This window comes from Paenibacillus xylanexedens, from assembly GCF_007676705.1.
GTDB lineage: Bacteria > Bacillota > Bacilli > Paenibacillales > Paenibacillaceae > Paenibacillus > Paenibacillus xylanexedens_C.
Map to the genome: position 1 here is coordinate 791784 of NZ_VEBF01000001.1, position 26244 is coordinate 818027.

Below are 26244 nucleotides of genomic sequence, written 5' to 3' on the forward strand. Positions count from 1 at the left end.
TTATTTTTCAGTTCCCGGACAGCTCCGGTACTAAGGAATGAACTTATTTTACGAGGGCAACAATCTTCTGTGCACCATCGGCCATGGAGTCAGCAGGAACGATATTCAGGCCAGATTCACCCAGAATACGTTTACCAAGCTCCACGTTAGTTCCTTCAAGACGAACAACAAGCGGTTTGGTCAGACCAAGCTGCTTCGCTGCTTCAACAACACCGTTGGCGATAACATCACAGCGCATAATGCCACCGAAAATGTTAACAAAGATCCCGGCTACTTTAGCATCAGACAAAATGATCTTAAATGCTTCAGTCACCTTCTCCGTTGTTGCACCGCCCCCTACGTCAAGGAAGTTGGCGGGGTCTCCACCGTAGTATTTGATAATGTCCATCGTCGCCATCGCAAGTCCCGCACCATTGACCATACAGCCGATGTTGCCATCAAGTGCTATGTAGCTGAGGTCGTATTTGGAAGCTTCGATTTCTTTTTCATCCTCTTCATCCAGGTCACGCAGTTCCAAAATGTCTTTGTGACGGAACAGGGCGTTGGAGTCAAAGTTCAACTTCGCGTCCAGTGCGATAACGTTTCCATCTCCTGTAACAACGAGAGGATTGATCTCGGCAATGGAGCAATCTTTTTCGACAAAAGCTGTGTACAACGCGAGCATGAACTTAACAGCTTTGTTCACCAGTTCGTTAGGGATCTGAATGCTGTAAGCCAGTTTACGCGCCTGGAACACTTGCAACCCAATAGCAGGGTCAATGATTTCTTTGAAAATTTTCTCAGGTGTAGCTTCAGCTACTTCTTCAATCTCAGTACCGCCTTCTTCGGAAGCCATCATAACTACACGGCCTGTGGCACGGTCCACAACAACACCCACATAATACTCTTTGCGGATATCGCATCCTTCTTCAATCAGAAGACGTTTCACTTCTTTACCTTCTGGTCCAGTCTGGTGTGTCACCAATACTTTACCGAGAATTTCGGAAGCATAGGCACGAACTTCATCCGTGCTCTTCGCCACTTTTACGCCGCCGGCTTTACCCCGGCCACCTGCGTGAATTTGCGCTTTAACTACAGTCACCGGACTGCCCAGTGCCTCTGCGGCCGCAACCGCTTCATCGACTGTATAAGCAACCTTTCCATTTGGAACGGTAACTCCATACTGTTTCAGTACTTCTTTTCCTTGATATTCATGGATATTCATTCTCGAATCCTCCTATCAACATGACTGCAACAAGGCGGGTTGGTAGACTAACAAAAGACAAATGTTGACTATTTTCACTTAAACCCAATTCATTGTAACACGTTTTTAAAACGCTTTCCTTAAAAAATTAATGGTTAATAGACAGTATTTTGATATGAGTATGATCCCATATTGTGAATGTTTGGGTATATATGGAAAAAACCTCAGCTAAAAGCCAAGGTTTCCACGATGCAAAGTTACATTATTATTTTTTGGCTGCGTTAGTGTTAGTTTCGTGGACTTTTTCCAGTAATCCTTTGAACTGACCCAGCAAAGCTTCAAACTCGGTGCTATTCAAACACGCGTCTCCCTGGATGGATGCAGGTATGGACAATGCCTTATTTCGCAGCTCACGACCGGAGTCGGTTAGTGTAATTAATACTTTTCGTTCATCCTGAGCCGAACGTTCGCGATTAATATGTCCTGCTGACTGCAAACGTTTGAGAAGTGGTGTCAACGTTCCCGAATCAAGGTACAACGCCTCCCCGATCTCCTTAACCGTGCATTCTTCACGTTCCCACAATACCATTAGAACCAGATACTGTGAATACGTTACGCCGAGCACCTCCAGATAGGGCTGGTACATCTTCGTAATCTCACGTGAACAAGCATATATGGCAAAGCATAATTGGTTATCCAGCTTCAAACTGTCAGTCTGCATATGTCTTTCTCACCTGCCTATTGTGCATTCTATTCCTTATAACACAGGAACTATAGATCTATATTATCACAAAATAGAAAAAAAACAGAATAATTGAGCACAAATGATTTTACCTTTCGATTTAATTATGTTAAATTAGATTGTATACAATACATTTTGGTACGGATAGACATTACTACTTACTCAGGATGCAATAGCAATAATCAAAAGATCCATCGAATAGATTTACGATTTCACATATCAAAATCTCTTAACCATAATGCAAGTTTATACGATGCCATTTTCACAAAAGTTACTTAACTGATTTCTTTTTAAAATATAAAAATTCAGGAATCATTTATAATTACTACAGCGATAAAGACAGGTTGACTGCATGATTCCTTTTATATAAAATGCTTAGTAGAAGCTGAGGAAGCACCTTAATTCGTAGACTGGCCCGTATTATGCGGAGTCAAGAATCGAGTGAGGTGTTTCTTTGTTATGTACGGGAAATTGCATAGTGCGTGTTTGTATGGAATTGATGGCGTTCTAATCGAGGTGGAAACAGATCTATCCAATGGCCTACCACAGACGTCTATCATCGGGTTACCGGATTCAGCTATTCGTGAGGCTGTAGAACGTGTTCGTGCTGCTATTAAGAACTGTGGATATCAGTATCCTTTACAGCGGATTACAATCAATCTGGCCCCTGCTGATCTGCGCAAGGAAGGATCTTCCTTTGATCTCGCCATTGCCATTGGATTACTTATGACAAGCGGCCAGCTTGTACTTCCTCCCCACGAACGGACATTAGTGGTTGGCGAGCTGGCATTGGACGGTTCGATCAGATCAGTGCCGGGCATTTTATCCATGGTGGACCTGGCCAAGAGACAAGGCTTCACGTCCGTTCTCCTTCCTTTGGATAACGTGGAGGAAGCGTCTCTGATTCGAGGTATTCAGGTATTTGGTGTTCGTCATTTACAGGATATCGCGCCGGAAAATTCAGATCAATCTACGAGTTCGGTTGGAATACCAAAAAATACAGCCAATGCTGGGCCGGTTGTATTAAAAAATTATGCTCACCTCGCTGCTCCTACAATAGATAAGACACAGAGTATGCAGGATAAAAGGGTGAGACAGAATTCATTATTTACGGATGACTACAGTGATGTTCTCGGGCAGCATCATGTTAAACGCGCGCTTATGATTGCTGCGGCTGGCATGCATAATATATTGCTCGTTGGGCCACCAGGTACGGGCAAAACGATGTTAATCAAACGTTTGCCTACCATCCTTCCCCCTTTGTCAGAAGATGAAGCACTGGAAGTAACCAAAGTATTAAGTGCTGCAGGCAAGTTGAAAGAAGCGCCACAAGGCCTGATTGCAGACAGACCTTTTCGCTCCCCGCACCACACGATATCTACCTCTGGTCTGATTGGAGGCGGTGGTATCCCGAAACCGGGTGAAGTGAGTCTTGCTCACCGAGGCATACTCTTTCTGGATGAATTACCTGAGTTCCAGCGCCAAGTGCTGGAGGTATTAAGACAGCCATTAGAGGATCGCACAGTGACGATTAGCCGAGCGCGGGCCGCATTCACCTTCCCCGCCCAGTTCATGCTGGCATGTTCTATGAATCCCTGTCCCTGCGGGTACCTGTCAGCTCATTCAGAGGAGCAGCGCTGCATATGCAGTCCCGCTCGTGTTGCAGCGTACCGAGCCAAAATTTCAGGACCATTGCTGGATCGTATCGATCTTCAGGTTGAGGTTCCTCCACCTGGCGAGTGGCGCAAATCAGCTCCCTCACCTTCTTCTGCTGAAATGCAGAGAAAAGTCATTCATGCTCATCGGATTCAGGCTGCACGTTATGCTCAAAGTTCGGTCCGTTGGAATAGCCAGCTTTCGGGCACGCTTTTGCGACGTACAATTCAACTCCCTCAAGAGGCAGAGCAGCTGTTAGAGCAAACGCTGCAAACGTTAAACCTGAGCATGCGTGCACATGATCGCATTATCAAGATGGCACAGACGATTGCCGATCTGGATCATGATGGTGAAATCGTGACAGCTCATGTGGCTGAAGCCATACAGTATCGTCAATTGGATCTTAATTTATTTTGAAGCTTAGGGGTGAAGAACAGTCCAGGTTGCCGAAAGGCAGTGAAATACGCACAAACCTGTAGACATCAGATGAAAAGTCGAGAAGGATGTAAGGATATTTCATGCAGATTCTACAGACAGACACACCAACATGGCAAAAAAACGTACAAGCCCTTCTCTTCTGTGAAGAAAGGTACTTGTACGTAGATTTTCCTGAAACATATAGAGCTCTTGTGCAGCTGCATTTTACCATATTTATTATTCGAAAAGAGTGAGTTTATCCTTGGCTGGTGTACGTTCTTTGGCAGAAGGAATAACATCGGGGTATCCCATATAAATCATGCCTACAATCTTCTCACCCGCCTCTATTCCAAGCGGTTTGCGGAATTTGGGAGCGTACAAGAATGGCTTGGTCACCCAGAACGTTCCTATGTCTTCACTCCAGGCTGCAAGCATAAAGTTCTGAACCAACGCACTTACCGCAGCAAAGTCTTCGTCCCATATATTCTGTCTTGGATCTTCCTCCAGAACGACAAGCATAACGGATGGAACTTGCAAAATATTGGCTGAGAATTTGTTGTCTTCTCCCATTTCTGCATCAATAGCCTCAGCCAGTTTCTTCCGTCCATTCCCGGTAAACAACAAAAATCTCCATGGTTCACGCAATTTATGGTTAGGAGCCCAGACTGCCGTATCCAGCAACTCTATAATCTGCTGTGTAGGAACAGCTTCTTTTTTGAATTTTTTCACCGTGCGACGATTTTGAATCGCATTTCTGACTTCATTCGTTGTTTTCGTAGCTTTACTCATCGGCCGTACCTCCCTGGTTATAAAATCATTCGCAACCGCAACATTGATTCGCGGCCCAGTACACTCAATATAATTTCTTTATGACATAAAAAATAAATTCCAGTTTACCTTCTTGATTATACACCCATCTGATCACGAGATTCAAAGGGGCGGCAGAGATCATTACCATTAAGGTTATTACGAACAGAAAAGACGACTCTGAATCTTGATTCACCACGAGGGATCATCAAGCCAGAGCCGTCTTTTATTCTCATGTTATACATTCACATATCATATCAACGCGTAATCAATCGTAACCCTCCCCTTCAAACGTGCCATTCCCTTCAAATGTGCCATTAACAAAATCCATTTTATTGTACTTCTCCTGATTTCCTGCAAGATCTGTACTATAGTACTCTACCACCTTGACATCAGGGGCATAAAACTTGACGGGCCCTTCATACATCTTCCATGCCCCCCCATTAATTCGATATTGTGTCGTCTTCACACCTGAACCTTTGACTTCGTCTGCTGCCTGTAGTCTAAATGTAAATCCTTTGATGTATAGCTTCCCATTAACTGTATCTGTTATAGGAACTAATTTGTATTTGGTTACAGGCGGCGTAATGTCCGCATCCGTCTTAAGTACGATATTAAATGTATTCCGATCTCCTTTTACAAGAGTAACGCTCAGGCTCGATTTTAAATATCCTGCTGCTTCCCCCGTTATCGTTCTGGCCCCTGTTGGTACGCGCTTTATAAAATAGTTGCCTTGAGCATCTGTTGTTGCCGAACCTCCAGCATTAACTTTAGCCCCACTTACTGGATTGCCCGACTCATCTACAACTTTTCCCCGCACGTGTGCCGCCTCAGCCAAAACAACATCCACTCTCAAGGTTCCTCCCTCACGGACACTCAAGCGACCCTGTTCATATAGCATATAATCATCGGCATCTACCCATATTGCAGTGTTCGGATTATAGGCATAATCAATTCCTGTAACCGTATATCGACCTTGCTGATCAGATTTGACTATACGATCAAAGAGAGTTGATACTTTTATACGAGCATCTGGAACAGGTCTGCCCGCCTGATCTTTGACTGTTCCCACAATCGTGGAAGGTTCATAAATACGAAAATCAACCTGTATTTGCTCTCCCCCCCTTAAACTATAGGAAGTGTAATGTCGATACGGCACATACCCCTCTGCTTCAACTGAAAAGGTAAATTCAGTATTTTTCTCAACGGATTCAATAATATGATAATTCCCACTCTCATCTGTCTCCACGCTGTGTTCTGACTTATTCCCATAAAAGTCATCAAGCCAATACTTAACCGTGGCGTCCTTGACAGGAAATCCTTGACGATCAATCACTTTACCTGACACACTAACCGCATTGTCAGATTCAGCAGCATAAGAAACTCCGGAATACATGATTCCATACAAAATGAAAAATAAAGATAGTGCACTTAGTCGAATCATCCATTTGATACTTATATGCATCTTCTCACTACACCTCACCATTTATTTTTATTGATCAAACATTCCTCTTTAGCCTCTTTAATTAACTGACCATAAGTTCAAGCTTCCAGAATTCTCCGTCCCAAACATATTGCCAAATCCCCTGTCCACCGTTCATGGTCTCGCTGATATCCAGCACTTCCATCCGAGGGCACTCCCATACTTGTTTTACTGTGTTGTTCGAAGTATTCTGAAGATCTTTCATACATCCCACCAACCTCTCTTTAAATTTTTCAACGTTCTTATTTTATTACAAATGATACGATTTGTATCTAAAAATTCTGAAATACAATGATTTTATTATCAATGCTCTATCCTCTGTTTTGTGATTTCATAGTTAAATCAAAAAAAGCCGCAGTTCCTGTATGAAGAGGAACTACGGCTTTACTATATTAACTAATTTCAAAACTAAAACGAATGCGAAGATAAGACATAATTAAACTTGTACTTCAAAATAACTGACCGACTCACATTAAAAAGATACATTTCGTATCAATTAATACAGCAATAACTTTGAGTGTAATTCTTAAAAAGCATTAACAATATGATTCACAGAGACAGTTTTTCCCGCTTGATCAAGCATTACGGCAATTACATCAAAACGGATCTGATGTTCCATCTCTCCCCTCATTTGCAAATAAACGGATGCGGTTGAACGTACCTGCTGCATTTTACGCATATCAACCGATTCCTGAGGTGTACCGTACTGAACGGCCCCACTTCTGCTTCTTACTTCTACAAAGACAATCAGGCCCTCGCAGGAAGCAATGATATCAATCTCACCGCTACGGCAACGCCAGTTCTGTCTAATGATCCGATAATCATTCTCTCGCAGCCAACGACAGGCAGCTTCTTCACCTAATCGACCTTTCTGCTGTCGTGTGAGCTTCAGTCCCGGACCCTTGCCTGATCTATGTTCTACCATGACTCATCTTCCTTACGCCCCGAAGCCAGTCGATCTGCACGATAGACATACGTTAGAACCTCTGCGACTAGTTGATACAGTTCTGCTGGAATCTGTTCATCCAGATCCAACTTGGAGAGCACCTCCACAAGTGCTGCATCCTCCTGAACAGCCACGCCATTTTCTCTGGCTTTATCCAAAATGGCTTCTGCCACTTTGCCACGCCCCTTGGCTACAACAACAGGTGCTTCACTCTCTCCAGGGACATATTTTAGGGCAACTGCCTTTTTGGAGAGCAGGTCCGGTTGTGACGACTCGTCTTTCATACCTTCAAGTCCACCCCTTTGTATCGTTCAGGACTGTAGTCCGAGGCCCTCGTTTTTCGTTCCGCGCCCGGTTCCTGCCCCACAGGCCACGGTTCCGCCTTGAAGGTCAGCAGTTGATAGCCCAGCTTGTCCAATGCCTGATGGATTACCTCTCGTCCGCTCTCCAGGATCGGTCCCATTCCTTCGCGATCATTTAATACACGCAGACTGACAATGTTATTAACCACATGGACATCTACCAGAGTAGGCCCAAGATTTTTCATGTCCAGATCAAACCATAGACGGCAGTTGGACGCATCCAGCTCTCCACGAGGTCCACGACGTGATTGAATCTGAACAGACGCCGTTTCTTCCCCGTCCGGTCCAGTGATCGGAATAAACCAGTGCATCTGTGCAAATGTAGCACTGCGATCTGTCGTCAGCAATAACTGCTGACCTGTCAGATATTGCACGGCCTGTCCGGCGGCATCCTTGAGTGCCGCCGGCGCACCGTCGCTGCTGGCAAGTTGCAGCAGCAAGCCCTTCAGCGTGTCCGCATTCGCCGGACTCGCCGCATCTCCCACGCGCGGCTGCGCAGCCGCGCCGTGAACGGCCTGCTGCTCGTGCTCCGCACCGAGCAGCTTCAGCACGCGCCCCACCCACGGGTCTCCCTCGTGGGTGACAGGCGCGGGCACTGCCGCAGCTCCCGCAGGTGCTGCGGCACTACCGCCAGCCGGCGGCGCATGAGCGCCGGCTGGCAACGGCTGCGGCACGCCTCCGGCAGCCGCAGCCGCCTGGCCGCCCTGCGATGCAGGGGCGGCCTGTACTGCCGCACCAGGCTGTGCCGGTGCGGCAGTGGACGCGCTGCGCAGGGCGTCCAGCAGCGCCAGCAGCTTGGGCGCCAGCTGCGCTGCCGTAGGCGCTGCTGGCGCCGCCTGGCCTGCTGCGGACGGAGTCCCTGCAGCAGCAGGCGTTTCAGCGCGGCCGTCAGTCCGCCCGGTCGCGCCTGCTTCAGGCTGGCCCGCACTTACGCGGCCAGCCACAGATTCTGCAGCCGCCCCTGGTGTACCCGGGCGGCTCCCAGCTTGGCCCGCGTCAGTTCCGCGCGGGCTCTCTCCAGGTATTCCCGTTCCAGACGGAATACCTGTGGCCCCCTTGCCAGCCGTTTCAACGTTACTCGCAACGGCCTTCATCCCGGCTTCAGCATTTACTGTGCCTCCGCCGGTCTGCAGATTTCCTTTCACAGTAGTACCTGCATCCTCTGCCCCACCATCAGTCATGGAGATAGCTCCTGCCAACGCTGCTTGTCCTTGCTGTCCTGACAAAGCAGGCGTTCCCGCTCCAGGTACCTGACGACCATTGCTTGATGCAATCAATCCTTCTTCCGCCTGTGCTCCATTTACCACGACAGGCACACCAGCCATAACAGATGGCTTCAACGTTGCAGATTGTTCTCCAGTCATTACCTGTTTACCTGTTGTTTGTGTCAGCATCGTTTCCAACTGATCAGCCAACCCGCTTAACAACTGATGCAGAGGGGGACCAAACACCGTCTGATGTAATCCTTTTACCGTTTCCGCCGTAACCGGAAGACCACGCTGAAAAGCAATTCCTGTCGCCTGCACCCATTCTTCCACAGGTACCTGTGTGGGTTTGGCTGTCATCATATTTTGGACCAGAGCCACATTATCCTTCGTTAGCGGCAATCCGCTACGCTGCATAGCAAGTAACAGTTCACGATTCCCTTTCGTATCCGGCAATCCTACATCCTTAAGCAGGTTGTTCAGCGAAGCTTGTGGTAGCTCAGCAAGTGTACCCGCCATAGGTTTCATTACCGTTATGCCATTTTCACCTGGAGGCTGCACTTGAAGCAACGTGGTCTCACCCGGACGGAGTGGAGTCTCCAATTTGGCGCGCACCTGCACACCTTGAATCTGCAGAACCGCATCCCCACCATCATCGGATACACTTACCACGGAACCGCGAACTACCTGACCTTCCTTTAATTCAAGCGGCTTGGCATTGCCGGGCTTACTATCTCCCATTAACCCCTTTATCATGGAACCGATATTCAAATCTCTCCCCCTCCTTCCTTCAAACCCGTGTTAAAACAATGACTGCTGCTCTCCAAGCAGATTGCCCAGAAAACTGCGCCGATGCATTGGGGTTGCTCCCAACGCCATAATCTGCTCCCGATGAACTTTTGTTGCATATCCCTTATGTATCGACAGACCATATTCCGGATATAACGTATCCCATTCTTCCTTACAGAGTCGATCTCGCGTTACCTTCGCAATAATAGAAGCTGCTGCAATCGACTGACTATTGGCATCACCTTTAATAATGGACAGTTGTGGAACATTCACATCGACCTTCTCGGCATCTACCAACATATAATCAGGAACTTCTCCCAATGCTTCAACAGCACGTTTCATCGCGAGTCTCGCAGCCTGCTTGATGTTAAGCCGATCAATCGTCTCTGCATCCGCGTACCCGATACCCACTGCGAGCGCCTTTTCCATAATGACATCATATAATGCATCACGTTTTTTCTCCGTTAATTTCTTGGAGTCATTCACGCCTTCCAGGATAAGATCCTTCGGCAAAATAACTGCCGCAGCAACTACATCCCCAAACAAACAACCCCGTCCTACCTCATCAATGCCAGCAATGCGTTCAAATCCACTCTCCCAATACTCTCGCTCGTATAGCAACAAGTCTCGAGGTTCACTGGCTTCTTTCTTTTTCTTCGTTCCAACCGGGGTATCCAGCAGATTCAACCCGATCTCTTCATTATGTTCAACCATAACGCTCATCTCCTCTACCCACACTTCTCCAGCATGTGTATCACTTACAACTTTTTTATAATATAGACGTAGATCCGCAGTCTTTGTTCTGTACAATCGGTGTCTCTCAGCAAATATTTCCCTTGAGGTATACAACAATAAAGATAGTGATGTCTTCATTTATCGGTATTTGATGGTTTAAATTGAATATATCAGACCTTGTCTAATCTAAATTGCACCACCATTCATCATAGCACGATTTTGACGCACCTGATATATAGGTCAGCCAATTCCATTAAGCGTACTGTTCTTCAATCCTCTTCCATTTTTATCGTCTTGAACGCAAATTCGGCTCCAATTCCGAGTTTTTATACGCAAAAACGACCGTTCCCGGTAATCCGGTAACGGCCGCTTCTTTCGGCACTTGTTTATAGGAAATGAACAGATGAAGATAGATATCTTCATCGTGTAGAGTCCATTTTTAGTAGGGGGCTTCCATAGAGAAACGTCCCATTTTACCTGCTCGCAGCTCTCGCAGAAATGCCCGCGATGCCTTTTCCAGATCAATGCGCCCACCGCTTACAACACAACCGCGTACACGGCCGACTTGTTCCATAATGGCAATAACACTGTCTGAATCATCTGCATCTTTGGAGAACTCCTGAAGTCCGTATCTCTCTTCCAGGGCGTCCCAGTAGTAACGCATTAAGTAACTGATTCCAAAAAAGGCAATATCCTCTGCATTCAAGATTTCCTCTTTGATCGCACCTGTTACGGCAAGACGGTAACCTACATTCTGATCTTCGAACTTGGGCCAAAGGATACCCGGAGTATCCAGTAGCTCCATTTCTTTGCCTACCTTGATCCACTGTTGCCCCTTCGTCACACCAGGACGATCTCCTGTTAACGCAATACTCCGTCCAGCCAGTCGGTTAATCAACGTGGATTTACCTACATTGGGAATACCCACAATCAACCCGCGAACCGCACGAGGATTAATCCCTTTGGCAATTTGACGGTCAATTTTTTCTTTAAGAAGAAGCTTCGCCTGTACCGGAATATCTTTAACATTGGTTCCCGTCGAAGCATCTACAGGAAAAGCAGTAATTCCTTCTTTTTTGAAATATTCAATCCATTCTTGCGTCACTTTGGCATCTGCCAAATCCGATTTGTTCAACAAAATCATCCGGGGTTTATCCAGCAATATTTCGTCAATCATCGGATTACGGCTGGAGACAGGCAGACGGGCATCCAACAGTTCGATGACCACGTCGATGAGCTTTAACTTATCCTGAATCTGGCGTCTGGCTCGAGTCATATGACCTGGAAACCATTGTATTGTCAACTTGTCTTCACCTCATTATTTACTTCAATTTTAATGGTTAATCCACTTAATTTCACCGATCGGCCAGAAAATCACATCTGCACGACCAATAATATCTTTTAACGAAACATAACCAATCATACGGCTGTCGGTACTATTTGGACGATTGTCTCCCATGACAAACACATGACCTGCTGGCACTTTGCCATCAGGGAACTGCTCATTCGGGAAATCCTTCACGTTATATGTTCCACCATTCGCTTCCGCTGCATCAATGGCTCCTTGAATATACGTTTCATCGACTTTCTTGCCGTTAACCATCACGGTATCATCCTGCACCTCTACCGTATCACCTTCTACAGCAATAACACGTTTGATGAAATCCCGACCTTCGGATGGTACGTGGAAGACGATAACTTCACCGCGCTTCGGTTCTCTGATATCATATAGGATTTCGTTGACGATCACACGTTCACCCGTTTCAAAGTTCGGCTGCATGGACGGTCCGTCCACAACAAATGGTTTGAAGAGCAACCACCGAATCAGAATGACGAGAACTAATGCGATGACGATGGCTTTAAGCCATTCAACAATCTCATTTTTAGCTTTTTTGGATCGACTGTCTTTCTCTTCGACAGGATTGCCCCGGTCATGTTGAACTTCTTGTTCCATTCAAGATCTTCCTCTCTTCACAGTACATGTTTATAGCAGTACACACATCCAGTATTCTGTATCGTTTCAACCAATCACTTATTGGATGGATACAAAATATTCACATCAGTTATGTAATCTTACACCAAGCATTACAGTACATTTAATCCACAATTCAAATGCCTTCAAGAGGTTGTTCAAAAAGTCGGTACTGAAACCGGTCTTTTGAACACGCACTTCAATAACTGATTTCACAAGCCTCCCGGACTATTCGCCGCATGTGTTGCCATACCATTTTACTCGGAAGTGTACCTCCGGTTCAACTTTTCCCGGACAAAAACGAAAAGGGCTTGTCTCCAAGCCCTTCCCGGTATCCGTTATATTAACGAATTTCTTTAATTCTCGCTGCTTTACCGCGTAGTTCACGAAGATAATAAAGCTTCGCACGACGCACTTTACCACGGCGAGCCACTTCGATTCTATCGATTTTTGGGGAATGAAGCGGGAAAGCTCTTTCCACACCTACACCGTAAGAAATTTTACGAACTGTAAAAGTCTCACTGATTCCACCACCACGGCGTTTAATCACAACACCTTCGAACAATTGGATACGCTCACGAGTTCCCTCGATTACCTTAACGTGCACTTTCAAAGTGTCACCAGGACGAAAACTCGGAATATCCTTACGAAGTTGTTCTTGTGTAATCGCTTGAACGATATTCATCTATGACTCCCTCCTTCCGTACAGGCGTTCATACTTCTTCCAGAGATCACCTTGTCTCCTTCATTATCCATAGAGGACCGCCGTATTCCACATAACAGACTTATTGTATCACGCAGCATATCAAAACACAAGACAAATTAAACAAAATGCCTATTGTTCAATCAGCAATACTAAAACTCATTACGATCCGAACTAACTTAGCTCTCTCTTTTGCAAGTCAACCTGATACAGGAAAAAATACTGTAACCTCCCGTATAGAATTATCGTCTATGATATAACTTATTGACCACTGTAAAGGAGAACCCCAAGACTCATGAAATATTGGAAAAAGATCACGCTCGCTGTACTCGCCATGCTCATATGCTCCATGACACTATACGCCTATGCCGTAACTCATCCTAGTAATGCCATGTCACACAAAGCCTGTACATCCTGGGATATAGTCAAACGCAAAGCGTTCCAGCTGTCACATTCTGACTTTTCTAGCCAATCTGCGTTGGATCGTTCTACCTTCAAGGTTGAACAAGGTACAGCTACAGAAGTTCCCGTACTGATGTATCATTACATAGAACCCAAGCTCAACAATCACGAGGCAAGTAATAAATCCATCATTAATCTGGAGGATTTCGAGCAAAATATGAAATACCTGCATGAGGCAGGTTACACAACGATTACACTGGATCAGCTTGAACAATATGTTAACGGGAAGATATCCCTACCACTGAAGTCCATTGTTATTACCTTTGATGACGGATACCAGAACAATTATACATTAGCTTACCCCGTGCTTCAGAAATATAATTTTCACGCCTCCCTGTTTGTCATAGGCAGTAAAATTCAGGATAAACCTTCGGTATTTGAGCCCGCCATCAACAGTTTCATCTCCAAGCCAGAGATGCAGGCAGCAACCGACGTATTTGAATTCAACAGCCATACCTATAACCTGCATCACAAGGGATTTATGCGCTGTGGGAACAGCGTACCTGTCGGTCTGGACACTAGTCTTCTGGATGATGATATCCAGCAAATGAAGGAAACCGGAATAGACACACCTTATTTGGCCTATCCTTTTGGTTATACGAGTACACAGATGATCTACAAGTTACAGCAACATGGATATCGCATGGCTTTTACAGTAAAGTCCGGATTTGTGCATCCAGGTGATCATCCCATGAAGCTACCTCGTTTAACGGTTACAACAGGCACTGACCTGGCGGCCTTGCTTCAGTCCGCAGAATGGTCCGCCTGCATCGGAGAAAGACGAGTGAATACCAGACATTAAACTTCCCCACCCGGGTAGAGAGTCGAGCTATACAGCCTTTTGAGCTGTGGCTTGGCTCTTTTTGCATCGGTAAGTGATAATGTCATTGGAGAACTGGAATAAATCACTGCTTCCTTTGCATCATAGATGATGATCTGTTCTAACCCAGTCTGAACGAGGTCTGCATGCACCGCATATCCCTCTTTCGGGAATTCAGTAACCGTTTTCATATCTCCATCTACCAAAGAAGGCAATACATCTCCACCTCGGCGATAGGCCAAAATATAATCGAGCCCACTCTCATCCCAGTTATTTACAGGCTCAATAATCGTTAACCATCCACGAGTCATACGATTTTCTTTCCATATTTCTTGACCCGCGTTATTCAGCATGAACATTCCATCCTTACCATTCTCGTCACCCCGAATAATTCGGTCCAACCCTGCGATCTGCAAACCTTCCATCCCAGTACAAAAATGCCCCAGTGCAATATGCTGTGATTCAATCGAATCTTCATAACGCCATTTCTCATTACCGTAACGGTCCATCATGACCGTGACACTGCCACCAATCACAACCTCGACTTCCCCATCACCGTCAACGTCGCCAAACCATATACAGTCGGCATGGTCATCAAGATTCTGACAAGACCATAACAGCCTCCCATCATGATCCAACATGTCATATCCAGCCATCACTTCATCCTTACCATCTCCATCGATATCGTATACCCATGGAAAATGTCCTGGATTCCCTTCATGCTTCCATAATAAATTGAAATCATGGTCCAATGCCCATAACGTCTTGTAGCGGTCTTTCAGTATAATGTCCATTTTTTGCTGATTACCAGTCAGGTTGGCGAGGATAATGCAGTCATGTGCTTCATCACCCGGCAGATCACGTGTTTCTTTAATCTCACCGGTCCCGCCATCCAATACGAGAAATTGTTTGTCCATGACATACAATACTTCATTATGGCCGTCACCATCCCAATCTGCGATCTGAGCGGGATAGTCTGAGCCCGGACCTCCTGCGTTCGGATCAGAAGTTCCCACCTGCCATAGTAATGTCCCTTCCAGATCAAACGCAGTCAAGCAGCATACCTGATGCGGGACATACCGATCGTCTATGCCCCCATCTGCTTGCACCAGCAACATCTCAAGTCTGCCGTCCCCATTCAGATCCCCCAAAAGCATTTTGCACCGTTCTCCGGCTTCGCTAATATCAACTCTGGCGATTTCATAAGGCTGATTGCTCATCATCTTCCTCCTCAGCGTATCGTTAACATTTCATTACAGCTGAATTCACCATAAAGAAAACCCCTGCTTTTTACAACCCTATTCTGAACTCATGCAAAAATGTTCAATGCTGCAAAAAAGTGTCTACATCAAAAATAAACAATTTAGACGTATGATTTACAGCCATTCTAGAAACTCAAGACGATTGCCAAACGGATCATTTATATAGAAACGCCTTACACCTTCATCTATCCTTGCTTCGTCCTCAACAATATGAATATGGTTATGATTCAGATGATCACGCAAATGATCCAAATGTTGTACATGAAATGCCGGATGAGCCTTTGTAGCGGGAATAAAATCTTTTTGTACACCAATATGAACTTGGTGTCTGCCACACTCAAACCATACACCACCCCGTTTTCTTAGGGCTTCTGGTTTAGGAATCTCCGTCCAGCCCAACACGTTATTGAAAAAATGACGCGCTTCCGCTTCACAACCTTCTGGTGCTGCGAGCTGAATATGATCAAGACCAATAATATTGTAAGTCATTCATACACCGCCTTTAGTTTCATTTAGTGAAACTTAGTTTTAAAATATACTTCCATTTTATAGAATAACCCAATGAATATCCAGCTTTCTTTACAAAACACATAAAAAAAGCCAACCTTTGGTATCCAGGTTGGCTTTTTCGAACTCTCTAAAAAGATATATTTACGTGTTCAACGATACATATTCTTACTCTGTACTATTTTCACGGTTTGAGCGTATCTTTTTTAACCAAATTCGCTCTTTGTCCGTCAAGTCCGCCGCTTCCAACATCTCCGGTCTACGCTCTAACGTACGAAGCAACGACTGCTCTCTGCGCCAAGCCTCAATGTTCAGATGATGTCCTGACAGCAACATATCCGGTACTTTCATGCCCCTAAATTCGGGTGGACGTGTGTAGTGTGGGTATTCCAGAAGTCCAGTGCTGAAGGAATCCGTCACGGCACTTGTCTCATTGCCAAGTACTCCGGGGATAAGACGTACGATGCTGTCGATCGCAACCATAGCAGGCAACTCCCCACCAGTGAGTACGTAATCACCAATAGATAGTTCATCCGTCACGAGAAATTCGCGAATTCGCTCATCGTAACCTTCATAATGCCCACATATAAAAATCAGATGATCTTCCTGTACAAGTTCTTCTGCTTTTTTCTGTGTAAACGTCTCACCTTGCGGACACATTAGAATGATACGTGGAGCTTTCATAGTTGCCGCGGCTTCTCCGCGTTGCTCCAGCACATCTTCAACAGCAGCAAAGATAGGATCTGGTTTCAGCACCATGCCTCCGCCTCCGCCGTATGGAGCATCATCGACCGTATTGTGTTTATTCGTCGCATAATTTCGGAAGTTGGTTGCACCAAGGGATACGAGACCCTTCGTTTGGGCTTTACCCAGAATGCTTGCTCCGAACACACCATCAAACATCTCCGGGAATAATGTTAATACATCCACTTTCATGTTACAGCAGCCCTTCCATCAGGTGAATCTTCACTTGCTGCTGTTCGATGTCCACATCAAGTACTACATCATCAATAACGGGAATCAGCACTTCTTTGCCTGCTGGCGTTTTAACAACCCACACATCATTGGCACCAGGAGTCAAAATTTCAGAGATGGTCCCAAGCGTTTCACCCTCTTCGGTGATGACCGAACACCCAACGATTTGATGGAAGTAGTATTCACCTTCGTCCAGCTCAGCCAGGTTCTCTTTTAACACTTTGGCCATGCCGCCTTTAAACTTCTCTACTTCATTAATATTGCCGTACTCTTTCAGACGAAGAATATACATATTTTTATGCAAACGTGAAGATTCCACGTTAACCATGACGGGATGATTATCTGGTGTAAAGAAAAACAGCTCTGCATTTTTCGCGAAACGCACTTCCGGGAAATCAGTTAAAGGCATGATTCTCACCTCACCGCGAATTCCATGCGTATTGACGATTTTACCTACATTCATAAACTCTGCCATACGTTCCTCCTACGAAATTAAATCAAACTAAACAGATACTTCGACTCTCGTACGGTCGTTCCGGCGACGGTTCGTTCTTTCGTTCGCTGTTACCCCCTCATTTTTCGAACTTACTTTAAAAGGTGAAAATGAGGTGATAAAGGCGAACGCTAACGCTTCTTCAAAATCGATCCCGTCCCCTGCACTGCTCCAAAGTCACTCATACCCAAAAATATTTTAATTCAATATCTAATCCAACCTATTAAGTTCAGCATGCACGAAAAGGGGCTAGGACATGCATCCTAACCCCCTTTCGTATATCTTTAAGATATGATATCAACGGTAACCCGTTTATCCATCTTAACTGCTGCTGATGTGACGACCGTGCGAAGAGATTTTGCGATTCGCCCTTGTTTACCAATTACCTTCCCGACATCGTCAGGATGAACGGTTAACTCATAAACGACAAGCCGGTCTTTCTCAACCGTCCGAACCGTCACATCTTCCGGATGATCGACTAAAGCCTTAGCAATTATGCTTACTAATTCTTCCATAGATGACCCTCCGAATCAGCACTTTATTTAGATAATTTAGACTCGTGGAACTTCTTCATCACGCCCGCTTTGCTAAGCAAGTTGCGGACAGTGTCAGATGCTTGTGCACCGTTTTGAAGCCATGCCAATGCTTTATCTTCATCGATCTTAACAACAGCCGGTTGTTCAACCGGGTTGTAGTAACCGATCTCCTCGATAAAACGACCGTCACGTGGGGAACGGGAATCCGATACCACTACGCGGTAGAAAGGAGCTTTGTGAGCACCCATACGTTTCAGACGAATACGAACTGCCATTTGAAAATTCACCTCCTTCAATGAAATCTGTATATGATCCAGCTTCGCTTAAATCAACGGAAAGGAAACTTCATTCCTTTACCCATACCTTTAAGCTGCTTCATCGCTTTATTTTTACCGCCTTTAGGTCCCATCATATCCGAGAACTGTTTCATCATGCGGCGCATCTCATCAAATTGCTTGATCAGACGATTTACTTCAGCCAGAGATGTTCCGCTTCCGGTAGCAATACGCTTCCGGCGGCTGTGGTTGATCATGTCCGGGTTGCGTTTCTCCTCGGTCGTCATTGAGTAAACAATCGCTTCGATCCGGCCCATCTGTTTATCATCAACCTTCAGATCCTTGGCTTGTTTCATCTTGCCCATGCCGGGGATCATATCCATGATCTGATCGATTGGTCCCAGCTTTTTCACTTGATCCATCTGCTCCAGGAAATCTTCAAACGTGAATTCTGCATTACGCATCTTCCGTTCCATTTCCTTGGCTTTATCGGTATCAATGTTTAATTGTGCTTTCTCAATCAGAGATAACATATCACCCATACCGAGGATCCGTGAAGCCATACGTTCCGGGTGGAATGGCTCCAAAGCGTCAAGTTTCTCTCCAAGAGAAGCAAACTTGATTGGGCAACCCGTAACTGCTTTGACAGAAAGTGCAGCACCACCACGAGTATCGCCATCCAGCTTAGTCAAGACAACCCCGGTCAGATTAAGTTGCTGGTTAAAGTGTTCTGCTACGTTAACCGCATCCTGACCTGTCATGCTGTCTACGACAAGCAGTACTTCATCTGGGTTCACTACGCTGTGAATCTGGCGAAGCTCTTCCATCAGCTCTTCATCGACATGCAGACGTCCAGCCGTATCGATAATGACATAATCATTACCGTTATCTTTGGCATGTTGAAGACCTTGACGTGCGATCTCCACAGGGCTTGTCTGATCTCCCAGTGTGAATACTGGCGCTTTAATCTGCTCGCCAAGTACTTGCAACTGTTTGATCGCTGCCGGACGATAAATATCGCCTGCGACAAGCAATGGTCTGCTGTTTTGCTTTTGCAGCATTTTAGCCAGTTTACCGGATGTGGTTGTCTTACCAGCACCCTGCAAACCAACCATCATCAGCACCGTAGGCGGTTTGTTCGCTTTAGCCAGTTTCGCCTGGCTTCCACCCATCAAATCCGTGAGTTCCTTGTTAACGATGTCGATGATGACCATTCCTGGCGTGAAGCTCTCCATCACTTCTTTGCCGACAGCCTTCTCTTTCACCTTGGCGATGAATTCCTTGACCACTTTGAAGTTTACATCCGCTTCGAGCAATGCCAGACGTACCTCGCGCATAGCCTCGGCTACATCTTCATCAGACACCTTGCCTTTGCCGCGCAGCTTGCTGAACACATTCTGTAATCGGGTCGTTAATCCTTCAAATGCCATGATCCCACCTCCTTAAGCTTTAATACTGTTTTCAAGACCGATACGTTCCGCTCAGCCAACTTCTCATTCACTAAGCTGGGCAACGATATCGTGTATTTGTTTGTTGTTATCAATGGAGACGCCTACGCGTTCCAATGCATTTTGCAAATCTTCAAGATTGCGATTACGCCGTTCATGCTTTTCCAGCAAGCCCAGCTTGCTTTCGTAATTTTCCAGCACTTGTTCGGCACGCTTGATATGCTCGTATACCGCCTGGCGGCTGATCTCAAACTCGGCTGCAATTTCACCAAGTGAAAAATCGTCATGAAAGTAATACTTTAGAAAAGTCTGCTGTTTCTCGGTAAGTAACAATTCATAAAAAGCAAACAGCAAGTTAATCCGGTTTGTCTTCTCAAGCCGGTTTTCTTGACTCACAACGGGGCACTCCCTTCGTCAAGGAAAAACACTTTACACTCTTGCAACGTTCCTAATAATACCTAAAACAAATCAGGTTGTCAAGCAAAAATACTTGTCACAATAAAAACAGCTCTGATGACGTCCCATTTCGATACTAAACAGGCGATTTCTGCCCTTTTTCATAGCAATCCCCCCCCGATCTGTACCTCTACGTTCCACCTCTATGTAGAAGAAAAACGAATGCGTCTCAGCGAGTGGAGATGCATTCGTTTAAGATGATCTAGCGAAGTGGTGTCAGGTACAGCAGTACCATAAAGAAATGAAGAATACTGCCTGCTAGCACAAAGAGATGCCAAATCGCATGGTGGTACGGAAATCCACGCCATACATAAAAGAGCGTACCCAGTGTATACATCAGGCCTCCAGCAACCAGCAACACAATGCCACCTGTAGGAATGGCAGCCATAAGCGGTTGCCAGGCAATAACGATGAGCCAGCCCATCGCAATATAGAAAATCGTGGACATGAATAGAAACTTTTTCGTAAAAAACGCCTTAAAGATCACGCCGAATAATGCGATTCCCCAGATTATACCGAACAGGGTCCATCCAAGTGTACCGCGAACAGCAATAAACAAAAGCGGAGTATATGATCCGGCTATAAACAAATAAATGGAAGAATGGTCGAAAATCTCAAATAAATCTTTCACTTTTCCATCTTTCCATGCATGCACGAGTGTGGAGCTCGTATAGAGCAGTAGCATGGTGATCCCGTAGATCGTAAAACTGACCACATGCCACGCCGTGCCTTTCATACTTGAAAATACAATCAATATCACCAGTGCAGCTACACTGAGTGCAGCGCCGATTCCATGTGTCACCGCATTGGCGACTTCTTCACGGCGGGAATAGGTATAGGTATTGGCCATTTCAACCGTCCTTTCTAGCCCTTTAGCATTGCCTGCTTTATTCCTCCATTATACACGTATTGCCAGTGACATTACACGTGACACTTATCACGTCTATCACTGGCAATACGTGTAACGATATTAATTCATCCTATTTATTAATGGTTCTAGGAATTAGCTTCCTCTTCCTCAGCACTTTCGGCTGGCTGTTCCTGGATCAATCCGGCGAACAAGGCGTGCACAAATTGCTCCGAATCAAACGGCTGCAGATCATCAATCTTCTCACCCAGTCCTACGAGCTTCACAGGCAAGTCCAGCTCCTGACGAATCGCAACAACGATTCCCCCTTTGGCTGTACCATCCAGTTTCGTCAGGACCAGACCAGTCACGCCGCTTTTCTCACCAAAAAGTTTGGCCTGATTCAAGGCATTTTGACCTGTTGTTGCATCCAGTACCATCAGTACTTCATGCGGAGCATCCGGAATTTCACGCTGAATGACACGATAAATCTTGTTAAGCTCGTCCATCAGGTTCGATTTGTTTTGCAGACGACCTGCTGTATCACAAAGCAGAACATCTGCACCCCGTTGCTTCGCTGCCTGCACCGCATCATACATAACAGCCGCTGGATCAGAACCAGATTGTTGCTTGATCACGTCAACACAAGCACGTTGTCCCCATACTTCCAGCTGTTCAATAGCTCCCGCACGGAACGTATCTCCGGCTGCCATAATGACCTTTTTACCTTGTTGTTTAAAGCGATGCGCCAGCTTGCCAATCGTTGTTGTTTTACCAACACCGTTAACGCCAACGAACAAAATGACGGTAATGCCATCCGGATTCATTTTCAGTTCGTTATTTTGTTCACCGCGAAGAAGATCCGTCAATTTCTCAGACAACACAGGCTGCAGTTCAGCCGCGTCCTCAATTTTGCGTTTTTTCACTTCAACGCGCAGATCTTCGATCAGATTCATAACGGTATTAACGCCAACGTCTGCTCCAATCAGAATCTCTTCCAATTCTTCATAGAACTCTTCATCGATTTTTTTGCGGCGGATAACGAGATCCGACACTTTTTCCACAAGCCCTTTACGTGTCTTTTCCAATCCATCCTTGAACTGTTTGGTCACCGACTCCGTTTTGCTTGCAATGCTGTCTCTAAGCTTCTTAAAAAAACTCATAAAGCCCCTCCATCGTGTACATAATCTGAGCGTTTTGCTAAGATGCTCAATCCAAACCAAATTTAAATGATTACAAATGAGTTCATATGTCTAGCGAGGAATCAGATCAGGCAATTACAGCTTCCTCATCTTCCAGTTTAACCGAAACGAGCTTGGATACTCCGCCCTCTTCCATGGTAACACCGTACAGCACATCTGCTTCTTCCATTGTACCTTTACGATGGGTAACGACGATGAACTGGGTTTGTTCGGAAAACTCACGTAAATACTGGGCAAAACGTACCACGTTGGCTTCGTCCAAAGCTGCCTCAACTTCATCCAGTACACAGAATGGTACAGGTTTGACATGCAGAATAGCAAATAATAAAGCCATCGCTGTCAAAGCCCGCTCCCCGCCGGATAAGAGTTGCAGGTTTTGCAGTTTCTTGCCTGGTGGCTGAGCCACAATATCTATCCCCGTGTCGAGCAAACGTTCAGGGTCCATTAGAACAAGGTCAGCACGTCCCCCGCCAAATAACTTGGTAAACACGGTACCGAACTCACGGCGGATCGCATCAAACGTGATCTTGAATCGCTTCGCCATCTCGTCTTCCATTTCCCGAATAACCTGATACAACGTTGTTTTAGCTTCCACCAGGTCATTCTTCTGTTCACTCAGGAATACATAACGTTCATTGACCCGCTGGTACTCTTCAATCGCTCCCAGGTTAACCTCACCCAGAGCAGATATGCTGCGCTTCAGCTTCTGTACCTCTGCCTGTGTCTGTTCCACATCTTCCGGCACAGGATAACGCTCTTTGGCCAGTTCATAGCCCAGTTCGTATTCATCCGTCAGCTTCCGCAGTATATTTTCCAGCTCAACGTCCAGCCGGTTCACAGAAATTTCTGTTTGTCGCATCTGCTCTTCCACAGCTTTCAATTGTGTGCGCTGTTCCTTCGTTTCGCTCTCGGCCAGTTCAAGCTTCTTCGATAACTCAGTTCGGGCAGCACGTTTGAAGTCCAGCTCCTGGGAAGCCTCCGCTTTTTTCAGCTTGTACTGGTTCAGATCTTCAATCTGTTTGACACTCTCAGTCTGCGTTTTCTTAAGATCTGCTTCCATCGAAGCCAGCAACGTGCGATTCTGACGAAGATCTTTTACCAGCGACTCCACTTCCCGCTCCAAACGTCGCAATTGTTCCCCATTAGAGAATCGCTCCTGATCGAGCTTGCCTTCCCGTACTTTCAATTCGGTGAGTTGGCTCTGCAATTCTTCTTTCGCGGATTCATTCGCTTTACGAGCAAACTCAGCTGCATGAATGGCACGATGAGTCGCTTTCTCTTCCTCTTCAAGCTGCTCCAACTTCTTCACAGCAACGATGCGAGCCGTATCCAACTCTTTGATCTCTTCGGTAAATCCGCTCTTCTCCTGTCCGGCAACAGCAACCTGTTCCAGCACGTGGCGAAGCTCATGCTCTACCTGCTTCATCTCCATCGAAGCCTGTTGTTCCGCATTTCGGGTATCGTCACCAGACTGACGAAGCTCGTCCAGTTTGTCCTGACACTGTTCCAGTTGAACTTTTACATCATCTACACTGCGATGCAGTTTCACGATCTGATTTTCCGTATCCAAAATATCCTGGTCGAGCTGGTCCAGCTGCCGTTTCCGACTGAGCAGGCTCACATTTTTCTTATGCTGGCTACCACCCGTCATGGAACCACCCGCATTGACCACGTCGCCTTCAAGTGTCACGACCCGGAACCGATACTGACAGCGAGCCGCAATTTTATTGGCGACCTCTAGGGTTTCAGCAATAATAACGTTACCGAGCAAACTGCCAATGATTGAAGCATACTTGGATTCGAATTGTACGAGATCAGCACCAATTCCTACAAAGCCCTCCATGCCTTCGATCATGGAACGTTCAGCTGCCCCAACAGCACGTGGACGAATGACATCCAGAGGCAGGAACGTTGCACGCCCTAATTGACGTTGCTTCAGAAAAGCGATCGCCTGTCTGGAAACTGATTCATTTTCCATGACCACATGCTGCAAGGATGCACCCATCGCTGTCTCTACGGCAAGTTCGATCTTCTCTGGAACTTTGACGAGCTCAGCTACGGCTCCATGAACACCGTGTAGTGTGCCTTTGCGTGAAGCCTTGAGAACCTCTTTGACACCCAGCATGAATCCGTCAAAATCATCCTGCATCTCTTTCATCGTATCGCGGCGGGAGACCTGAGCTTCACGCTTCTGTTCCCATTTACGGACTGTGCCCCGACTTTCTTCCAACAGCTTCTGCAGCGACTGGAGTCGTTCGCTTTCCGTAATATAACCACCACGTAGATCACTTATTTCTTTGCCCAAACGAACAACTTTTTTCTCAATGTCCGCTTTGCGACTTTCCAGTGACTCTTTCTGATCTTCCCATTTGCCCGATTCCTCAGCCGCACGATTCATTCTGCGCTCCAACGTTTCTTTTTGTTGGTCCACGTAACGAATTTCATTTCGTGTCTGAGCCATCTGATTCATTAGTTCCAGCAAGTTGCCTTTGAGGCTTTCTTCTTGCTGTTGACTAATGCCACCTGTGACACCTATGAGTTTGGCTTCTTCCTGAGACAGCTGGTTTCTCACATCACTCAGTTCATGCTCAAGTTTGCCAAACTTCTCACGCAGTGCAAGCAACTCGGTTTCCCGTTCGCGATGTCTCTCTTCACTGGCGGCAAGCGTTACTTTGAGCTGCTCCTGATTCGTTTGCAGATGGTGTGAGCGCTCCTTGAGCAACTCCCCAAGCCCTTCGCTTTTCTCCGTCGCTTCACTAAATTGTAATAAAGCAGCTTGCAGTTGCTCTGTCTCTGTTTCCAGGATACGCAGCGCATTCCGATCATTTTCCAGCTTGGCATCATGCGTAGAAACAATCGCTGCGAGTCCAACCTCTTCCTGTTTTAGCGATTGCAGTCGCTCATTCGCCTTGCTCCAGGACGCATGAATCTGTTCGATCTGATACACATACATCGAGATCTCCTGCGATTTGAGCTGTGAACGAAGTTCCTTATAGTGGATCGCTTTCTCCGATTGTTCCTTTAAGGGACCAATCTGATCTTCCAGCTCGGTCACGAGATCATGAATACGCAGTAAATTCTGTTCTGTCTCATCCAGTTTGCGCGTAGCATCCCGTTTGCGGGATTTATATTTAACGATACCTGAAGCTTCTTCAAAAATGCCCCTGCGATCCTCTGAACGGGTACTCAGAATTTCTTCGATTCGACCCTGTCCAATAATCGAGTAGGCTTCTTTACCAATGCCGGTATCCATAAACAACTCCGTTATATCCTTCAAACGACAAGATTGTTTGTTGATAAAATATTCACTATCTCCACTGCGATGTACACGACGAGTCACCGTCACTTCACCAAAATCCAATGCAAGCGCATGATCTTCGTTATCAAGCGTTAACGAAACTTCACCGAAATTGACGGCCTTCCGTGCGTCACTGCCTGCAAAGATGATATCTTCCATCTTGCCACCACGCAGCGACTTGGCACTTTGTTCCCCCAGAACCCAGCGAATCCCGTCCGATATATTACTCTTTCCACTTCCGTTCGGACCTACAACAGCCGTAATGCCACGAACGAATTCCATCTCCGTTTTGTCGGCGAATGACTTGAATCCACCCAATTCAATCCGTTTTAAAAACATAGGGTTTCTCGTCACCTCCTCTTGCAAATTTCAAGTATTGCATTCAAGCGCCTAAATAAATTGAACAATTGTCATTACACATGATCACTCCAATTGCAGTACCATCCTCCGATCGCTCTTATCCCCAGATTTTCTTGATTCCCTTATCCAAGGGGAAAATCCGTTGATAAATGCGCACGCTTTGCTTCTTCAGATTGGTTCTGCACTCTTCGTTTTGTGTAAAATAAGGTTCAACTTATTTAGTTAACGATCAGGTCACCTTCTCCTGAACCTCTTTACAAAAAAAAGAGCAAAAAGCAGTCCGGCCGATTACTTCCGCCGGGG

The 26244-nt window shown here is 46.0% G+C and carries 25 protein-coding genes; 2 read left to right on the forward strand and 23 right to left on the reverse strand.

Going from position 1 to position 26244, the window contains the following annotated elements; genetic code table 11:
• Positions 1 to 43 precede the first annotated feature (43 nt).
• Positions 44 to 1204: an ADP-forming succinate--CoA ligase subunit beta gene (sucC, locus tag FS628_RS03455; RefSeq protein ID WP_062833782.1), complete on the reverse strand. Its 1161-nt coding sequence runs from the start codon at positions 1202 to 1204 to the stop codon at positions 44 to 46.
• A 244-nt stretch (positions 1205 to 1448) separates the two neighbouring features.
• Positions 1449 to 1904, reverse strand: coding sequence for a MarR family winged helix-turn-helix transcriptional regulator (locus FS628_RS03460; protein WP_145318947.1), 456 nt, complete (start codon positions 1902 to 1904; stop codon positions 1449 to 1451).
• A gap of 480 nt (positions 1905 to 2384) precedes the next feature.
• On the opposite strand from FS628_RS03460, the gene FS628_RS03465 reads away from it, so the two are divergent.
• On the forward strand, positions 2385 to 3998 hold the full coding sequence (locus tag FS628_RS03465; RefSeq protein WP_145318950.1) for a YifB family Mg chelatase-like AAA ATPase: 1614 nt from the start codon (positions 2385 to 2387) through the stop codon (positions 3996 to 3998).
• Positions 3999 to 4235: 237 nt separating this feature from the next.
• Here FS628_RS03465 and FS628_RS03470 read toward each other — a convergent pair whose 3' ends face one another.
• The 10 genes from FS628_RS03470 to rplS all read right to left on the reverse strand — a co-directional run bounded on the left by FS628_RS03470 (position 4236) and on the right by rplS (position 12982).
• The gene (locus FS628_RS03470) at positions 4236 to 4787 is read right to left on the reverse strand and encodes a nitroreductase family protein (RefSeq protein ID WP_145318953.1); all 552 of its coding nucleotides are present in this window, start codon (positions 4785 to 4787) and stop codon (positions 4236 to 4238) included.
• A 286-nt stretch (positions 4788 to 5073) separates the two neighbouring features.
• Positions 5074 to 6249 (reverse strand): carboxypeptidase-like regulatory domain-containing protein, encoded by a 1176-nt coding sequence (locus tag FS628_RS03475; RefSeq protein ID WP_222125173.1) that lies wholly within the window; start codon positions 6247 to 6249, stop codon positions 5074 to 5076.
• Positions 6250 to 6331: 82 nt separating this feature from the next.
• Positions 6332 to 6493 (reverse strand): paeninodin family lasso peptide, encoded by a 162-nt coding sequence (locus FS628_RS31875; RefSeq protein ID WP_145318959.1) that lies wholly within the window; start codon positions 6491 to 6493, stop codon positions 6332 to 6334.
• A 321-nt stretch (positions 6494 to 6814) separates the two neighbouring features.
• Positions 6815 to 7213, reverse strand: coding sequence for a YraN family protein (locus FS628_RS03485; protein WP_145318961.1), 399 nt, complete (start codon positions 7211 to 7213; stop codon positions 6815 to 6817).
• Entirely contained in the window at positions 7207 to 7518 is a 312-nt protein-coding gene (locus FS628_RS03490) for an EscU/YscU/HrcU family type III secretion system export apparatus switch protein (protein WP_145318964.1), read from the reverse strand. Before FS628_RS03490 ends, FS628_RS03485 begins: the two co-directional genes overlap by 7 nt.
• On the reverse strand, positions 7515 to 9572 hold the full coding sequence (locus tag FS628_RS03495; RefSeq protein ID WP_145318967.1) for a DNA ligase: 2058 nt from the start codon (positions 9570 to 9572) through the stop codon (positions 7515 to 7517). The genes FS628_RS03490 and FS628_RS03495 overlap by 4 nt, the downstream gene beginning before the upstream one ends.
• A 30-nt stretch (positions 9573 to 9602) precedes the next feature.
• A complete protein-coding gene (locus FS628_RS03500; RefSeq protein WP_145318969.1) occupies positions 9603 to 10304 on the reverse strand; it encodes a ribonuclease HII in 702 nt (233 codons plus the stop codon).
• A 460-nt stretch (positions 10305 to 10764) separates the two neighbouring features.
• On the reverse strand, positions 10765 to 11628 hold the full coding sequence (ylqF, locus tag FS628_RS03505) for a ribosome biogenesis GTPase YlqF (RefSeq protein ID WP_062833774.1): 864 nt from the start codon (positions 11626 to 11628) through the stop codon (positions 10765 to 10767).
• A 30-nt stretch (positions 11629 to 11658) separates the two neighbouring features.
• Entirely contained in the window at positions 11659 to 12279 is a 621-nt protein-coding gene (gene lepB, locus FS628_RS03510; protein WP_145318972.1) for a signal peptidase I, read from the reverse strand.
• Positions 12280 to 12640: 361 nt separating this feature from the next.
• Positions 12641 to 12982 carry a 50S ribosomal protein L19 gene (gene rplS / locus FS628_RS03515; RefSeq protein WP_024630190.1) on the reverse strand — a complete coding sequence of 114 codons (342 nt, stop codon included), beginning with the start codon at positions 12980 to 12982 and terminating at the stop codon, positions 12641 to 12643.
• Positions 12983 to 13295: 313 nt separating this feature from the next.
• Between rplS and FS628_RS03520 the strand changes: the two genes are divergently transcribed.
• A complete protein-coding gene (locus FS628_RS03520) occupies positions 13296 to 14264 on the forward strand; it encodes a polysaccharide deacetylase family protein (protein WP_145318975.1) in 969 nt (322 codons plus the stop codon).
• On the opposite strand, the gene FS628_RS03525 is transcribed toward FS628_RS03520, so the two are convergent.
• The 11 genes from FS628_RS03525 to smc form a co-directional block, all read right to left on the reverse strand.
• Positions 14261 to 15502: a hypothetical protein gene (locus FS628_RS03525; RefSeq protein WP_145318978.1), complete on the reverse strand. Its 1242-nt coding sequence runs from the start codon at positions 15500 to 15502 to the stop codon at positions 14261 to 14263. The genes FS628_RS03520 and FS628_RS03525 overlap by 4 nt on opposite strands.
• Positions 15503 to 15658: 156 nt before the next feature.
• The gene (locus FS628_RS03530; protein WP_145318981.1) at positions 15659 to 16033 is read right to left on the reverse strand and encodes a VOC family protein; all 375 of its coding nucleotides are present in this window, start codon (positions 16031 to 16033) and stop codon (positions 15659 to 15661) included.
• A gap of 186 nt (positions 16034 to 16219) precedes the next feature.
• Entirely contained in the window at positions 16220 to 16987 is a 768-nt protein-coding gene (gene trmD / locus FS628_RS03535) for a tRNA (guanosine(37)-N1)-methyltransferase TrmD (protein ID WP_145318984.1), read from the reverse strand.
• Between the two features lies 1 nt (position 16988).
• On the reverse strand, positions 16989 to 17501 hold the full coding sequence (gene rimM / locus FS628_RS03540) for a ribosome maturation factor RimM (RefSeq protein WP_076208924.1): 513 nt from the start codon (positions 17499 to 17501) through the stop codon (positions 16989 to 16991).
• A 302-nt stretch (positions 17502 to 17803) separates the two neighbouring features.
• Positions 17804 to 18034 carry a KH domain-containing protein gene (locus FS628_RS03545; RefSeq protein WP_017689218.1) on the reverse strand — a complete coding sequence of 77 codons (231 nt, stop codon included), beginning with the start codon at positions 18032 to 18034 and terminating at the stop codon, positions 17804 to 17806.
• Positions 18035 to 18057: 23 nt separating this feature from the next.
• Entirely contained in the window at positions 18058 to 18330 is a 273-nt protein-coding gene (rpsP, locus tag FS628_RS03550; protein WP_017689219.1) for a 30S ribosomal protein S16, read from the reverse strand.
• A gap of 53 nt (positions 18331 to 18383) precedes the next feature.
• A complete protein-coding gene (gene ffh / locus FS628_RS03555) occupies positions 18384 to 19760 on the reverse strand; it encodes a signal recognition particle protein (RefSeq protein WP_062833767.1) in 1377 nt (458 codons plus the stop codon).
• A 63-nt stretch (positions 19761 to 19823) separates the two neighbouring features.
• A complete protein-coding gene (ylxM, locus tag FS628_RS03560; RefSeq protein ID WP_145318987.1) occupies positions 19824 to 20174 on the reverse strand; it encodes a YlxM family DNA-binding protein in 351 nt (116 codons plus the stop codon).
• 262 nt (positions 20175 to 20436) lie between these two features.
• On the reverse strand, positions 20437 to 21084 hold the full coding sequence (gene trhA / locus FS628_RS03565; RefSeq protein WP_017689222.1) for a PAQR family membrane homeostasis protein TrhA: 648 nt from the start codon (positions 21082 to 21084) through the stop codon (positions 20437 to 20439).
• A 146-nt stretch (positions 21085 to 21230) separates the two neighbouring features.
• Entirely contained in the window at positions 21231 to 22244 is a 1014-nt protein-coding gene (gene ftsY, locus FS628_RS03570; protein ID WP_145318990.1) for a signal recognition particle-docking protein FtsY, read from the reverse strand.
• 106 nt (positions 22245 to 22350) lie between these two features.
• Positions 22351 to 25920, reverse strand: coding sequence for a chromosome segregation protein SMC (gene smc / locus FS628_RS03575; protein WP_145318993.1), 3570 nt, complete (start codon positions 25918 to 25920; stop codon positions 22351 to 22353).
• Between the last annotated feature and the right edge of the window lie 324 nt (positions 25921 to 26244).